The organism is Rhabdochromatium marinum, from assembly GCF_016583795.1.
Taxonomy (GTDB): Bacteria; Pseudomonadota; Gammaproteobacteria; order Chromatiales; family Chromatiaceae; genus Rhabdochromatium; species Rhabdochromatium marinum.
Genome location: NZ_NRRS01000065.1, coordinates 1 through 15,280, shown reverse-complemented (window position 1 = coordinate 15,280; position 15,280 = coordinate 1). Strand labels below are relative to the sequence as shown.

Sequence of the window (15,280 nt, the reverse complement as noted above, 5' to 3'; positions counted from 1 at the left end):
GCCGGTGAGCGACACCATTGCGCGTATTCAAGCCGGCTTCGCGCGGCTCGGCCTAGAGGTCACGGAAACATCCGGCGCCCTCGGCGGGCATCGGGAGCTGAGTTGGGTGCGCGTGCGCTGCGCGGAATTTGGCATGGAAGCGGCCGGCAAGGGTATCTCGCCCGAGCTGGCGCGGGCCAGCGCTCTGGCGGAACTGGCGGAGCGGTACTCGGCGGGGTTGTACTTTCGCCGCTTGCGCTATCGTCAGGCGTTGCCGGATGCAACCGCAATTCCGGGTTATGCGCGCTTTGGTCATGGCGACTACCTGCCGGGTTATCAGCAGGGCGCCGCCGCCGACATGGACCGGGCGATTCCCCTGGGTCCGCTGATCGCGCCCAAGCGCGCGGATACCGCCACCGTAGACCGGCTTGCGGCTGACCCGCTCAGTCAGCACTGGGTCAGCGGCTGGTCGTTGAGTCGCGATGCGTCGGTGCAGCTTCCATGGCCGCTGATCGAACGGCTGTCCGGCACCAATGGTCTGGCGGCCGGAAATACACTCGAAGAAGCCATCATCCAGGGCCTGTGCGAGGTACTGGAGCGCTTCGCGGCAGTGACCGCGATCATTGAGCAGCCGGAATTGCCGACCATCGACCCAAGTACGCTGCCCGATGACCCGGCCGTCGCGGCCTTTTTGCGTTATTGCACGGAGTGCAAGATCGACTGGAAGATCAAGGATTTTTCGCTCGGTCAGGGGTTGCCCTGTATTGGCTTGATGATCACTGACCCGCGCCTGCAGGATGCCGAGAATCCGCTCAAGACGGCGTATGCCCATCAACGGTTTCGCGTCGCCGCCTCGCCGCAACCGCGTGAAGCGCTGATTCGCTGTTTGACCGAAGAAAGTCAGAGCCGCTGGCGGGTGTTCGCGGCCGATGCCAGTAATCCTTACGACATTCTGTGGCAGCGGCTGTTTAAACACTTGCCAGAGCAGGCGGGCGGAACCAATCCACTGTATCCGCTGCTGCGCAGTTATGAGTATCCGGGCGATCTGGAGTTTCTGGCGCCGGGCCGGTCGGTCCGTTTCCCGTCCGCGCCGCCGGACCGCGACTGTGGCGCGGAAATCGCTGAACTTGAGCAATGCTGCGCGCGGCTCGGCAGCGAACTCATGGTGGTGGATCTGACCCACCCGGTCCTGCAATTTCCCACCGTGCGTGTGGTGGCGCCGGGTCTCTCGACCATTTTGTGTCGGCTTGACCGCGAACCTGGGCTGGATTTGCAGCGCCTCGCCGCCATCAGCGACGATTTCTGCGTTGCCGGACGCGACTTCTATCTCAACGATGCCTGGCTGACCGACGCGCGCGCCGGGCAGGCCATGGCGGCCAAGTTGATCGATCATATGCGTCAGCATCACAGCCTGATGGTGCATACCACCGGCTTGCCGCGGCAGGCGCTGCGAATTCCGGAGCTGCTCGCGCCGCTGTTGTTGCGTGCGCAGGATGCGCAGGGATTTGCCGCCTGCTGCGAGACACTGGCGCTGATGCACCCTGCGCTGCGCGCGCTGTACCAACGGCTGGCTGGCCTGGCGCGCGAGGGGTCGTGGGAAGCCTTACTGGAGGCATTACAAGCGCCGGCTGTCTCCGAGTGCGTGTCGCTTGTGGGTTCGCCAGCGACCAATCCGCTGCAAGCAGCGGATGATCCGGCATACACTGATCGCATCGCAGCCATGCTCGCCAGCTTTTACACCCAATGAATCAGTCTCAGAGTCACCGGACAGCCACCGGCGCGGATCTGGTTGGCCCGCATCCATCGACATCCACCGTCTGTCTGGTGTCCATGCCATTCGCGCCCCTGTCGCGGCCCTTGCCGGCGTTGGGGTTGTTGCAGGCCGCGTTGGATGAGGCCGGTATTGCCACCCAGAGCTGTTATTTCAACCTGTGGTTTGCCAAGCGCCATGGCAGCCGCACCCACGACCGACCCTATCGCTATCTCAAGTTCTATTTTGGCGACTGGTTGTTCGGCGCGGCGGCCTTTGGTTCCAGACCCGCCGCCGACCGCGCTTATTTGAATGCGCTAGCGCGCTATATCCTGGGCACGCCGGAGCCCGACGCCGCAGCCGCACAGCGTGTCATCGACAGCTGCCGGAATTATCGTCGCCAGGCCACCGAGTTCGTTGGCTTGGCGGCAAACTACTTGCTGGCCACGCGCGCACGCATTATCGCTTGCAGCTCGAACTTTCAACAGCATGGTGCCTCGCTGGCCATCCTCAAGGAAGTCCGACGGTTGGCGCCCGAGGTGATCACGCTGCTCGGCGGGGCCAACTGCGAGGGGCCGATGGGGTTAGCCACCCATCGCTGCTTTCCCTGGGTCGATTATGTCGTCTGCGGCGAAGGCGAAGACCTGATTGCGCCACTGGTGCGACAGATCCTGGAGCATGGACGGGAGATTCCGCATGAGGCGCTGGCCGCCGGCGTCTGGGGTCCGATCAACCGCCAGCGCAGCGAGTCGGGCGATCAGCGCCCCCACAAGGAGCGGTTTGCACTCTGCACCGACCTCAACTCCGGTCCAATCCCCAATTACCAGGCATTTTTCGACTGGGTCCGTCGCCTGGGACTGGAGTCCAATATTCGCCCGGGGCTGCCGATTGAGGGCTCGCGGGGCTGTTGGTGGGGACGCTGCAGCTTCTGCGGTCTGAACGGTGAACGCCTGCGTCAACGCAGCAAGCGCACCGCACGGGTGATCGATGAGATGAACCACCTGGAAGCCCGCCACCAGTGCCGTGATTTTGAGCTGCTCGACAATGTGCCGCCACAGCGGTTACTGCGCGAGCTGACCGCCCACCTGCGGGAATCCGGTTCCAACCGGCGGTTGTTTTGCGAAATTCGCGCGGGCCTGTCCCGTGATCAAGTTGGCGCCCTGGCCGCAGCGGGCATCCATTATGTGCAGGTTGGCGTGGAAGGTCTGCACACGGAATTACTGCGCCTGATGAACAAAGGGGTGGAGGCCTGGCAGAATGTTCAGTTGCTCAAGTGGACACGGGAGTTTGGCATTCTGAGCACGTACAACCTGCTGTGGGGCATGCCGGGAGAGCAGGATCACTGGTATCAGGAAACGGCGGAATGGTTGCCGGCGATCGAGCATCTGGTACCCGGTGTGGTTTTGCGGTTGCGATTCGACCGCTTCAGCGATTATCACCGCGATCCGCAAGCCTATGGCTTGCGATTGCGCCCCCATCCTGCCATGCCTTTGGTGTATCCGCTGCCGGAAGACGATCTCATGGAGTTGTCGTATTTCTTTGAGCATGATCCGGTGCCGATCGACGCGGAAGGTCGTTTCGCTCCGACCGGCCATTTCGACTTTCGGCCACCACCCGGCGTGGCGCACCTGTGCGATGTAACCACGAATTGGCTGAATGCTTTTTTCCGTTCGCCTCTGCAACCGATTTTGGCGCGTGCTGATACCGGGGATGGCCTCGATATTCTGGATACACGCCACTGCGCGGTCAGTCGCCAGCATCGGCTGCGCGGCCCGCTCGATGCATTGTATCGACTCGGCGACTCGGCGCCCCGCTTGGAGGATGTGCAATCTGCTTTGGAACACGCGCCACCGCAAGGTCCAGGTTTGCGGCTCACGGACCAGCAACTCGATACATTATGCACAGAGCTGCTCGAAACGCGGCTCGTCATCGTACTCGACGGGCGTTTGATCAGTCTTGCGATTCGCGGTGAGCAGCCCGCGCTGCCCAAACATCAGGATTTTCCCGGCGGGCGAATCCGCTCCCAATGGCTAGGCGTTGCAAGCCACTGAGCTGTCTCAGGTCACGGCTGCTCATCGCCTTTGCAATGGGATTGATGCAAATTCACGCAGAAATCCAGGAAAAACCGCAGCCATCGGTGGAAATGCGGTCGATGATTCGCACTGACCCCCGCTGTCGTTAGCTGTCAAGTCCCGGAAGATTGTAAGGCCGCTTTGAAAACAATTCTGGCTCGCGTTCGTACCATTGTTTTAACGCCTGGATGGGGGCGACATGGCCCAACGCGCGTTGAGGGATCTGTTGGTTGTAGAGCCTGACATAGCGGTGGAGGGTCTCTGAGAGCTGCTCCCCCGAGCAAAAGCGTGTGGTTTGAAGCACCTCGGCGATGCGGCCGTTGAAGCGCTCAACCATGCCATTGGTTTGTGGGTGACGTGGTTTGATCAAGCGATGCTCGATCGCGTGGCGTTGGCAGAGCTTGTCGAAGACATGCTTGCCAGTTGGCTCGCGCTGACCGGTGGCGCAAAAGCGGTCGGTAAACTCCTTGCCGTTGTCCGTGAGCACCTTGGTGATATTGAAGGGAGCGGCGTCGATCAAGCGTTTGAGAAACGCTTGTGCATGCTGGGCCGACTTGGTGGGGAGGATCTCGACATAGACCCACCGGGTCGCGCGGTCGATGGCGACGAACAAGTACTGACGCGCGCACTCATCGGGCATCTGCGGGAGATACTTGATATCGACATGGACAAAGCCGGGTGCGTAGTCCTTGAAGGTCTTCTTCTTCGCCGTGTCCTTGGAGTTGTCCTCGGCCGGCACTAGGGCCTTGAGGTTGGAAACTCCGTGGCGGCGCAGACAGCGATCCAGGCCTGAGCGTGAGACTGTCTCGTTGATAAATCCCTTTGTGACAGCCAGCAGATCATCAAGGGGCAGCAGCAATGTCTTGCGCAGTTCCACCACGATGGTCTCCTGCGCCGGTGTCAGGTTGGCTTGCAGGCGCTTGGGACAATGGGAGGCATCCTCGGTGGACTCACGCCCGCGCCACTTCGCGACCGTGAGGAGAGAAATGCCATACTGGCGCGCCAGCACTTCGTTGGGCAACGTCGAGGCGCGCAGCTCCGCACGAACGGCCGGGGTGGTGCGGGCGTTTTTATGAAGTCGAACCTGCATCGTTCATGCCTCCATGGTCTGATCGTCGCTGGTTGCTGGTCGAGATAGGGGTCGTTCAGCCTCTAGGCAATCCGCCTTGAGCTCGGCGATCAGTGCTTCAAGAACTGCTCGAGCGAGGAACAAAGGATGGCTCCTCTTTGGCAAATAATCACACGGGACGGGACAGTGATGCAAGAGTCACCGTTCATTGGGCTTTGCACGAAAAAGCGAGCCCTATATTAGCGGTTACGAATATTAGTAAAACTTGATGCAATAGCCCTGCCCGCCGATAGCACTTGATTACACGTCAATGTGATCCGGCTCAACGCGCTATCCGGGATAAACTTGAAGTATCGTCGTAGAATTCGAGTTGCGACAGCTCTCCGGGCAAGGACCGGCGCGCGGTTGCCTGCGGCATTCCCCAAGCTAACTGGAGCGATGACGATGAACGATCCGCAACCAACCCTCGACCCACGCAACTATGTGAATGTTGGTCCGCACGGGAGCTTCTGCTCCAGCGGCTCGCTTACGACCTCTCCTGATGACATCCGGGCGCTGTTCGCTTACCTGCGAACAGCGGACACCAACCGCATGGTGGTGCACTTCCATGGCGGACTCGTGCCGGAGGATCGAGGCACACAAAGTGCGGAGCGTATCTTGCGCGACTACTATAGCACTACTACCGCCCACCCGGTCTTCTTCATCTGGGAGACCGGTGCGCTGGAAACCTTGTGGCGTAACCTGGGTGAGATCCACGAGACTAAGGTGTTCCAGCGGATCATCGCGCTGTTGGCCAGGAAGCTCGCCAAGTACGCCGGTGTGCAGGTGGGCGCGCGGGGCGCCAGGTTGGAGCCGAGCGACGCCGACATCGCCGCAGAGCTGGCCAAGAAGCGACCTTTTGATGACCTGGATGCGACGGTTGCAGGGGCCAGGGGCGGTGCCTTGCCGCCGCAGGCGCAGCTGCAGAAGCAGCTTGAGGCCGAGCTGGAGGAGTCGCTGAGCGCCGACCCCGAACTGCGCGACATGCTCCAAGCCCGCGACCGGGGTGCCGAACGCCTACCGGAGGGCCTCGCTGCTCCCACAGCGCCGGGAGCCCGCGGCCCCATCAGCATTCTCACCCTCGCCGCTGCGCTGGCGCGCGTGGTGGTCCGTTGCCTGGGGCGCTGGTCGCGCGGCCGTGATCACGGCTTCTATCCGACCCTGATTGAGGAAACCGTCCGCGAGCTCTACCTGGACGATTTCGGTGCCTGGATGTGGGGCAGCATGAAAGAGGTCGCTCGACAGATGTGGCTGCCGAACGGCCCCGACCTCGACCGCGACAGCCATCCGGGCCGCTTGTTCCTGGAAGAGCTTGCGGAACTGCAGCGCGCGCGACCGGGCTTCCTGGTGGATCTGGTTGGCCACAGCGCTGGCTCCATCGCCATTTGCCACCTGCTGGAGGCCAATGCGGCGGACAGCATCGGTGTGCGTATTCGCAACGTCATGCTGCTCGCCCCGGCGGTGCGCAGCGACCTCTTCTACAAGGCAATGCTGGCGGCGCCGGGCCGTTGCGAGCGCCTGCGCATCTTCACCATGCAGGACGCCTACGAGCGCAAGGATACCCTGGTCGACTTCGTCTACACCCGCTCGCTGCTGTACCTGATCTCCGGGGTGCTGGAACCGGACCAGACCGATTGCCCTATCCTCGGCATGGAGCGCTATCTGACGGCTGAACCGCCATTCGACGGCACCGAGTTGGTGGAAACCGCCAACTGGCTCAAGGCTCGGGACGCGGATCGGCTGGTGCTGTCTATCACCGCCGATAGCGCAGCGCCGGGCCTGCGCTCCGCTGCCGTCAAGCACGGCGGCTTCACCGAAGACGACGAGACCATGCGGAGCGTCTGCTGGCTCATCGACGCCTGACGCGCGGCCCCAAGGTACGACCATGTCCGAGCAGGCCAACGACTTCGCCCTGGTGATCGGCATCAACGACTACCCCGCCTACGGGGTCGGTGGCAATAACCTGCAAGGCGCAGTGGATGATGCCCGCGACTTCGCCGGCTGGCTGATCGACCACGAGGGCGGCGGCGGCCTGCCCGCCTCGCACTGCGAGATCATCCTCTCCACCGCCTCGCCGTTACGCCCGGCGCGGGATGCGGTAGACACCGCCCTGGAGCGGCTCTGGGACGCCGCGCAGCTGGTCCCGGAGCCACGGCGCTTCTACTTCTACTTCAGCGGCCACGGCCACGCCGAACAGATCGACGATGTCTCGCTGTGCATGGCCAACTGGTCCTTCCGCCGCCGCCAAGCGGCCTTGAGCAGCGGCCAGTATCGGCGACTGTTTCACCAGTGCATGCGTTTTCGGGAGGTCGTCGTCATCCTCGATTGCTGCCGTCTGCGCGAGATCGCGGCCACCGGCCTCGGCAGCGAGCTGAACTGCGTCCGACCGGATGAAAGCGCCGGCGGCAGCCGCTGTTTCATCGCCTATGCCACCGAGTTCCAGCAAGCCGCGTTCGAGGACCGCGCCGGCGGCGAGCGCGTCCGGGGTCACCTGACCGCCGCGCTGCTGGAGGGTCTGCGGGGCGCGGCAACGGGGCAGCCGCAGGGTGGCGTCGTCGCCGCAGATCTGAAAGAGTACCTGGAGCATCGGGTACCGGAAATGGCCGATGCCCATGGGCAGCGCCAGCAGGTGGAGGTGGTCTCCAGCCTACCTGCGGACCCACCGGCGTTGTTCGGGTCGCGCCTGCCGGATCCGATGTCCGGGCCTGCCGCCAACTGCGAGATCCGCTTCATCGACGGCCGCCAAGGGCCAGTACGGCTGGAGTCTCCGCAGCTCGCGGTGCTGCGCGAGGATGCCGTGGACACCGGCCCCTGGGCGCTGCGGCTCGACATGGGCCATCACCGCCTGGAGGACCTTGCCACCGGCGAGGAGCGGTTCTTCGTGCAGCGCACGCGCGACGAGGTGAACCATGTCCGCTTCTGAGCCCGGCGTCACCTATCCGTTCCGCATCCAGGTCGAGCTGGACGGCCGCATTGATCGGCTGAGCCGCATCCGGGTCAGCGACGGCCGTAATCGGCCGCTCGCTGCGGCAGACGGCGAGCTACAATGCGATCTGCCGCCCGGTCTATACCCGGTGCGTGTGCGGCGCGGCGAACTCATCGCTGACGTGGTTCTTCGGCACGGCCCCGAGGCGCCGGTGGACCGCGTCATCGCGGCGCCGCAGCGGCGCTCCGCACTGCCCACCAGCGACAGCAGCACCGCAGCGCACTACTACCGCGAGCCGGCCCAAACCTGGAGCGCCGCAGATACCGGCAGCGGGCCGCTGTCGATCACCGGCGCTGGCGACGACCCGCGGCTCTTCATCTTCGTCCGCGCCTCCTCCCGCGAGGCTGCCGCAGGCGTCTGGGTCGGCAACGGGCTCGAACTCTGCGACCGTGACGGCGCCATCCTGTCCCTGTTCGGCGAAGAGCACACCCAGGCCGACGCCGCCGACGGCTGGCTCGCCTTCTCGCGCCGTCTACCCCCCGGCTTCTACCGGCTGCGCTGGATGGACCCCTCCGGCAGCCGCGCCATCGCGCTGACCCTGTTCGACGACTGGGACACCCAGGTCTACGTACCCTTCGATGGCCACCCGCAGGTGGAGCGGGCCAGTATCCTGCTGCTGAACTGCGGCGTGCCCTTCGACCCGAACAGCGGCTACGCCCAGAGCACCGACATGGGTCTGCTCGGCCTGCGCCAGGGCCGCGATCTGTTGCCCGGCGCGATGCGCCGGGAACTTTTCAACGGCAACTTCCGCGATCCGATGCTCGGACTCATCGGTGCCCACCTGTTGCTGATGGCCCCCGAGTCCAGCCCCGACAACCTGCATATCGTGCTCGACAACCTGCGCTATAACCTGCTCGGCGACGTGCCCGACGTGCGCGCGCTCCAATGGCGCGCCTGGCAGCGCCTGGGCGGTAATCGGCCCCCGCAGGAGCCCTTCGTTGAGCCGCCGATGCTCCGCGCCGGCCTGCGCGCCGTCATCGACGCCGATGCCGACCTCGGCGGCCTAATACCTGCGGACGGCATCCTGAGCTGGATCAGCCGCTTTCAGCGCGCGGACAGCGCCTGGACCACCTGGAGCCCACCGGTGCAGACCCACGCCAAGCCCAGGCCCGAGCACACCGCGCGGCCCTACCTGCTGCCGAACAACCGGGATGTGGTCTTCCTCGACACCGTCGAGGATTTCGACCTGTCCTCGGACTCAATGGCCCCAAGGCGGGAGGTGGCAAGCCGCAATGCGCGGATGGAGGCGGTCTTCGATGCCCTGCGCAGCGAGGCGCCTCGAATGATGACAGGCCTGCCTGGCTTCAGGGTCGGACGCCCCGTCGATGGACTACGCCGACACCTGGACCGGCTCGACCTCGACAGCATCGTCACCAAGTCCCTGGCGCCTGCCGCCGAGGCCACACCGCTCGGCCCCAGCCTCTCCGTTGCGCTGTCCGAAGACCCAGCAGCGCCGGCCGAGGGCGGTGCGCCCGACTGGATCGACAGCCTGGTGAAAGAAGCCCTGGACAGCGCCTGCCGCAGGGTGCTCGACATTGATATCCCGGCGCTGGCCCGCGCGGCGAACCTGCCGCGGGCGGTCATTGAGGAACGGATTGCTGCGCTCCGTGATCAGCCCTGGGAATCGACCCGGTCTCCGGGCGCCTCGTCAGCCGGTTGATCCAGTGTCCTCATCGGCGCAAAAATCCGTGAAACGCAGGCACTCATCGGCGTCGATACCGAAGGCTTGCAAAAGCTCTAGCGGCTTGCGGAAGTCGGTGGGGTCTTTGTTGCGCTCAACGCAGCAGCTTGCTAGCCACCAGGGGTCCAGCCGGCCACATCCCCAGTCAATGTATCGGTCCAGCGGTTGCAATGCGAGCACCAGAGCCTCGTCCCTTGCGATCGACCTGTTCATCGCATTGATATCTGCTACCTCGACATTGAGGCTGCTCAGCGGCACGGCGATTTCCCGGACGCGCTCGACGGAGATGGACCACTCCACGGCGGCTCGCAGCAGTTGACCACGATCGACGTTATTGCGGTACAGATGGTCGGCATTTAGGCTGGGCGAGAGCAGTTTCAGGCATCGTTGATCGGCTGCTTCGACGTCGCCAGCGGGATTCAGCCTCGGAATCTCGATCCCTAAGTCTGCCAGCGGCCGGGCATCGTTGATCACCTGCTCAAGTGGTATCGGTTGCGCCAACGCCTTTGCGATCAGTCGGCCCGCGTGGAGGCGACCGGTCCAGAGGTTCGGGTTGAGATTCACTTCGCCCAGTAGATCCACGGCCGTCTCCGGGAGTGTCGCCAATAGCGCCAGTCGTTCCGCCTGTTGAGCCTGAACGACATCGCCGAGCAGCGGTCTTGCCTCTGCAACAACCTGGCGAATCGGTGCGTGCAAGCGCTTGGCGACACGGGCGAGGCGGGTGATCGACAGATCGCCAGTGACGGCTAAGGGGTAGTATCTATCGTTCAGCAGTGCCACCTGGATCTGCGTCAGATGATCCCTGAGGGCCGACGTGGCAGCAAGTTCCGGCACCGCCTGCACTAGGTGCGTCAGCGATTCAGCCTGCGCGTGCATCTCTTCGACCGTTATGTTCGCTACTACTGAAGAGCAGATGATGCAGGCAGGCGTGATTACTGCCGACCAGGGTGCTCGACCGTCATTCTTAAGTGACAACAATCGGAGCTGCACTTCGGTAAGTGGCGGGAGCGCAGATGCCTCATTAAGGTCGTCCAATTGTATCCCGAACGTCCCCAATGATCGGGCTATGGTTGCCGCTTCCGAACGAGTGATCTCAAGCTGCGTCGCGGTCGCGTTCACGGCGCAGTAGACATCAAGAGGGCTCGCAGGGGTGAAGATGCCGCTGTTGGTACCCTTAAGATTGGTCAGGAACCTTGTGAGGAGCGTCCATGCGCCAATAACTGGGTCCTCGAGGTTCGTGTCGAACCGCGCCAATGCATCGAATGGTGCTGACGCTCTGAAGCCTCTCGCCTTGAGGGCCTTCGAGCGTCCTCTCAACAGACCGGTAGCCGTCGGTTTCAATCGAACTGGCGGCCCGGAGCCGCGCGGCTCCGGGTCATAGCTCGATTGGATAAGAAGGTCGGCTTCGAAGAGACCGACGGTATCCGATACCTTTTCGCGGTTTTTGACCCAGGGTCGTCCACCTTCGGTGCCTCGCCCAGCACGCAGCTCCCGATCCAGGCGGTAGATGGCGCTGGGATGCTTCTCTAACAGCTCGCCGAGGGTGGCGAGCGCGAATTCCGGCCGATCCCGGAGGACAAGCCAGCCGTAGTCCCGCAGGATGCAGCGGACCCAGGTCGCGGCCTCGGTCCATAAGATGATCTTATTGCGCTCGACCGATAGGCTCGCTTGCCATTGCTCACAGAGATTGATGACCAATCCGCCGGCCTCGTCTCCAGATTCGTGGGCGGTAGCAATGCCGTCACTCATCAGTTGAAACTTGGCTTCCAGTCTGAAATGTTGCACCGGCTGGGGTTGAACCAGTCCCACACCCCACCAAACCCGCACCTGTCCGGCATCCCCGGCACTCTCGGGAATCGGGATCAGCGGCCCGCATTTCCGCATCATTACGGGTCCAGGCTCTCCCGCAGGCATCCTGAACACCCTTCTGCCGTCTATCTCGACATCGAACTCCGGCACCCACAGCCAGTCGGTGATACCGTCCAGCAGCTTGGCGGGGTCTAGGTCGCTGCGGTTCAGGTACAGCCGGATCCGGGTGCCGCGCGGCTCGCCGCTGAAGGGCTGCAGCCGGAATAGGCTACCGCTGCCGACGATGCGGGCGCGGATGCCCGGCTCGCGGTCGATGCCGTCGGCGTCCAGCCGTCGGCTCTCAACGACGACCTCGTCGGCGAGCATGAAATAGCTGAACACGCCAATGCCGAAGCGGCTGTTCGGGAAGAACGGGATACTGGCGGCGTCCCAGTTCGCCTGCTCCAGGTGGAACTCGTGACTGTCGGCGAAGCGCCGGCCGGCCTTGGCGAACAGGCCGCGCAGGTGGCGCTCGGTCATGCCGATGCCGTTGTCCTCGCACTCGAGGTAGGCACGGCCGTTGGCACTGCCAGCGCGGAAGCTGATCAGGCCCTTGTAGCTGGGCTGCTGATCGTCGAGCCGGCGTTCGTGACGCAGCCAGCGCTCGCGGGTGCGGCGGTAGCGGCAGGCGTCCAGCGCGTTCTGGTAGAGCTCGCGCAGGGCCAGGGCCGGGTCACCGTAGAGGTTCTCACCCATCAACAGCTCCCGCACCCGTGCCTGGTCCAGCGTGAAGCTGAGATGCGGCCGGGCGAAGCGCGGCACGTCGTCGTCGCATGGCGGCGAGACGTTCTCATCCAGGCGCCGGGGCAGGTGCACCAGCAGTTCGGTGGACAGTACCTGCTCGCGGCCGAGCCGGCTCAGGTGCTCGTCGAGGTCCCGTACATGCGTCTCCAGCGCCGCGTCCAGGGCCTCGTGCGGGCAGTCTAGGCGCAGCGACAGGCCATCGCCGTTGCGGTGCCATTCGCCGGTGCCGAGCGTCGCGCGCAGGGACTCGGCCGTCACCAGCGGGTCCACGCCCAGGTGCTCCGCCAGCAGCGCCGGCAGGCGGCGGGCGTCCAGCGCGAGCCCGAAGGCGAGGTTGGCCAGGTGTGCGAGCTTCACCTCGTCCACGCACCACTGCGCCCGGCCCTCGCCGAAGCAGCGGTCGCGCTCCAGTTGCCGGCCGCGCTCGCGGTTGGCTTCCAGTTGGATGTCATCGAAGCCGGCGAAGGCGAGGCGGGCGAGGGCCACGAGCCGACAGCCGTCCAGCACGCGCGGCACGCGGTGGTCCGCGCTGACCTCAGCCATTGGTGCTGGTGCGAACAGCGAGTCCAGCGCCCGGCCGAGCCAGCTGCGGTTGCTGGCGCCACCGCTGGCATAGTCCCAGAGTTCACCACTCTCGTGCAGGAAGCGCAGCATCTGCCAAGCGGCGAGGTCGTCTGCGGCAGCGTCAAGGCCGCGCCTTTGCAGCAGCTCCCGGCGGCGGCCGTGGGCGGCCTCGGAGGCGAAGCGGTTGCGCAGCGCCAGCGCCATGCGGCTTGACTCCGGCGCATAGCCGTCCAGCGCCAGCGGGTTGCCGTCGCGCTGCAGGCGCTGCTCGGCCGCAGCGAGGATGGCCTCGTAGAGGTGCGGGATGGCGATGGCGATGGCCGCCTCCGCTGGCGTGAGCCAGGGCTCGGGCTGTTGGTCCAGCAGCAGTTCCAGGCGCTGCACGGCACGCGCCGGCATCGCGTCGTCGCTCCAGCGCTGGGCGGGCAGCGCCTCGCGCTGGGTGCGGCACAGATCCTCCGCCTCGGTGATCAGCGCCCTGAGCTGAATGACGAGGCCGTCGCTGGCGGCGGCGACCATGCGCAGCAACGCCCCATCCTCGATGCACCGGACCCAGCGGCTGCGCTCGATGCGCTGGCGCAAGCGAGTGGCGGGGTTGTCCTTCAGCATCAGCGCCAGCGGTTCGCCGCCGCGGCCGGTGCATTTGAGCTCGCCCAGGGTCACGGTCTGCTGCTTGGCCATGGGCCGCAGGGCCTCATTGAGGCGTTCTTGGACGGCCTGGCGCAGTTGGTCGAGGGTGCTCAAGTCATCGTCGGCGGTCAGCGCCTCGCACAGCGCGTGGGTAAAGAAGCTCATGGCCTCGTCGCCGTCCGTGGCGAGGCTGACCTCGCCGGTTCCGCAGCTGAACAGGAAGGCGATGCTGGGCGTCTCGGCGCTGGGGTTGGGCTCTGCGGGTGATGCTGCCAGCCCCGACTTGGCGATCAGGGTGGCCGGCGGCGAGTCGTTGCGGCAGGCGTCGATGACGAAGATGACCGAATCCGCGCCGCATTCCTCGGACCGGGCCAGCTCGTACAAGCTGGTGTCGCCGATCATTGCTGCGGCATTTGCGGGCTGCTGGGCATCAAAGTCCTGCGGCAGCAGCAACCGGCGCCCGGCCTGCTCAATGCCGTGCCCCGAGAAGTAGACGAGCACCTCGTCGCCGCGCCGGGCATCCGCCAGCAGGCCCTTGATCTGCTTGCGCAGGTTGGCGGTGCTGAGATAAGGCCCCTCACCGCCGACGACGGACTGTACCTGCGCCGGGTCGAATCCGGCGAGCACCAGCGCCTTGGCCAGCTCCGGCACGTCCCGCGCGGCGGCGGCCAGCCGCAGCGTGTCTTCTTCGTAGGCGTCGATGCCGAGCAGTAGGGCCTTGCGTGTCATGGGTCAATGAATCTCCGCAAACAGATCTTTGAACAGCTAGACCACCAGCGCAGGGAGGGGCCTCTGGTCACGCACGCAGGTATTATGAACGAATTGAAAAAAGCTCAGATATAGGGGTGATCCTTTCCTGGGAGACTCCCCGGTGGGGCCATAGCCAGGAGCACAGCAGCGACCAAACGCCCTTAATGGTGTTGACGTATGCTGGTTGCAACAACTTTTCAAGGAGTGAACCCAGCAAGGCCCGCTCGCGTCGCTCGCTGCATCTTGAGGGTAGAAATCGCACTCTCGGTGTAAGCGAAGGGAGAGTCGCGTTGCGTCGGCACACCAGCTTGTCAGCATGACCGATAGGATCACCGAGTCAGGCAAGTCGATTGCTGGCTTCTCAAGCGGCCACCGGTCGATTGCAGGTCGGTGACTTTTCGATCTTGGAAGCGGTCGCCGAAGCTCTCTCGATCGCAGGCTGGACTGACCCCTGGCCGCGCTCTAAAATATCCGCCTTGACAACGACTCACCCTTGATAAGCAAACACAGCTCGAGCGCCACTCGATCTGTGGATGGCTTATGTCATGCGTTCGTGAAAAGCCGCAAGGCTTTAAGACCGAAAGAAGGACAAACGTCGCGTTTTCGATGACAATTCGGCGACGGGTCGGTAAGGTTAACGTGGGGAAAGCGTATGGCCACTGAGTTGATTCAATTGCGTGACGGCCTCCTGGTGGAGGTGTCCTCCAATCCCGAGGAGACTCCCAAACAAATTGCCGCCAGCGCGGCCGAGCTGGCAGAGGGTGCTATGGACCAAGCCCAGGAGCTGCTGCTCAAGGCGGTCCAGCCGTTGGCGTCGGTGTGGAGCGAGCTCAACCGCGATCTCACCATCGACGAAGTCGAGATCCAGCTCGGCCTCGGATTTGAAGCCAGTGGTAAGCTCTTCGTTGTACAAGGTACGGGCAGCGCCAATCTCAGTTTTACTCTCAAGGTCCGGCCGAAGGCACCGGAATAGGCCAACGGGAGCCCGCATGGACTGGCAGCAGACGGTCTTTCGCATCACGGGTCCCAACTCGACCGACAGGGTGCTACCTTTCAATAATGTCCTTAGCAAGGCTGAGCACCGAACTGATCGATCTTGTCCCAGAATTGCGCCCAGCGTCCGGTCGACTGAACCAATGCACGTAAGCTCAAAACAATCTTGGCGCCC

At 64.1% G+C, this 15,280-nt stretch carries 8 protein-coding genes and 1 pseudogene; 6 read left to right on the top strand and 3 right to left on the bottom strand.

What is annotated here, in order from left to right:
- The first annotated feature begins 4 nt into the window (after nt 1–4).
- Together CKO36_RS14900 and CKO36_RS14895 are read left to right on the top strand one after the other, a co-directional pair.
- Entirely contained in the window at nt 5–1,726 is a 1,722-nt protein-coding gene (locus CKO36_RS14900) for a YcaO-like family protein (RefSeq protein WP_200285151.1), read from the top strand.
- On the top strand, nt 1,723–3,780 hold the full coding sequence (locus CKO36_RS14895) for a RiPP maturation radical SAM C-methyltransferase (RefSeq protein ID WP_200285149.1): 2,058 nt from the start codon (nt 1,723–1,725) through the stop codon (nt 3,778–3,780). Before CKO36_RS14900 ends, CKO36_RS14895 begins: the two co-directional genes overlap by 4 nt.
- Nucleotides 3,781–3,907: 127 nt before the next feature.
- On the opposite strand, the gene CKO36_RS14890 is transcribed toward CKO36_RS14895, so the two are convergent.
- Nucleotides 3,908–4,891 (bottom strand): IS481 family transposase, encoded by a 984-nt coding sequence (locus CKO36_RS14890; RefSeq protein ID WP_200285147.1) that lies wholly within the window; start codon nt 4,889–4,891, stop codon nt 3,908–3,910.
- A 423-nt stretch (nt 4,892–5,314) separates the two neighbouring features.
- Between CKO36_RS14890 and CKO36_RS14885 the strand changes: the two genes are divergently transcribed.
- From CKO36_RS14885 to CKO36_RS14875, 3 genes are read left to right on the top strand one after another with little or no spacing between them, the layout of a single operon-like run.
- Nucleotides 5,315–6,772: an alpha/beta hydrolase gene (locus CKO36_RS14885; RefSeq protein ID WP_200285145.1), complete on the top strand. Its 1,458-nt coding sequence runs from the start codon at nt 5,315–5,317 to the stop codon at nt 6,770–6,772.
- 22 nt (nt 6,773–6,794) lie between these two features.
- Nucleotides 6,795–7,832 carry a caspase family protein gene (locus CKO36_RS14880; RefSeq protein WP_200285143.1) on the top strand — a complete coding sequence of 346 codons (1,038 nt, stop codon included), beginning with the start codon at nt 6,795–6,797 and terminating at the stop codon, nt 7,830–7,832.
- Nucleotides 7,819–9,555, top strand: a complete 1,737-nt coding sequence (locus CKO36_RS14875) for a hypothetical protein (RefSeq protein ID WP_200285141.1) — start codon at nt 7,819–7,821, stop codon at nt 9,553–9,555. The genes CKO36_RS14880 and CKO36_RS14875 overlap by 14 nt, the downstream gene beginning before the upstream one ends.
- Here CKO36_RS14875 and CKO36_RS14870 read toward each other — a convergent pair.
- Together CKO36_RS14870 and CKO36_RS20485 are read right to left on the bottom strand one after the other, a co-directional pair.
- A complete protein-coding gene (locus tag CKO36_RS14870; RefSeq protein WP_200285139.1) occupies nt 9,544–14,091 on the bottom strand; it encodes a caspase family protein in 4,548 nt (1,515 codons plus the stop codon). The genes CKO36_RS14875 and CKO36_RS14870 overlap by 12 nt on opposite strands.
- Nucleotides 14,092–14,127: 36 nt before the next feature.
- Nucleotides 14,128–14,290, bottom strand: a pseudogene (locus tag CKO36_RS20485) (IS1595 family transposase); the annotation flags it as partial.
- A gap of 474 nt (nt 14,291–14,764) precedes the next feature.
- Between CKO36_RS20485 and CKO36_RS14865 the strand changes: the two are divergent.
- On the top strand, nt 14,765–15,085 hold the full coding sequence (locus CKO36_RS14865; protein WP_200285136.1) for a CU044_2847 family protein: 321 nt from the start codon (nt 14,765–14,767) through the stop codon (nt 15,083–15,085).
- Nucleotides 15,086–15,280: the final 195 nt, after the last annotated feature.

Bases quoted from the DNA above. Each gene is read 5' to 3' on its own strand.
- CKO36_RS14895 (WP_200285149.1), top strand. From the start codon at position 1,723: ATGAATCAGTCTCAGAGTCACCGGACAGCCACCGGCGCGGATCTGGTT.
- CKO36_RS14890 (WP_200285147.1), bottom strand. From the start codon at position 4,891: ATGCAGGTTCGACTTCATAAAAACGCCCGCACCACCCCGGCCGTTCGT.
- CKO36_RS14885 (WP_200285145.1), top strand. From the start codon at position 5,315: ATGAACGATCCGCAACCAACCCTCGACCCACGCAACTATGTGAATGTT.
- CKO36_RS14880 (WP_200285143.1), top strand. From the start codon at position 6,795: ATGTCCGAGCAGGCCAACGACTTCGCCCTGGTGATCGGCATCAACGAC.
- CKO36_RS14875 (WP_200285141.1), top strand. From the start codon at position 7,819: ATGTCCGCTTCTGAGCCCGGCGTCACCTATCCGTTCCGCATCCAGGTC.
- CKO36_RS14870 (WP_200285139.1), bottom strand. From the start codon at position 14,091: ATGACACGCAAGGCCCTACTGCTCGGCATCGACGCCTACGAAGAAGAC.
- CKO36_RS14865 (WP_200285136.1), top strand. From the start codon at position 14,765: ATGGCCACTGAGTTGATTCAATTGCGTGACGGCCTCCTGGTGGAGGTG.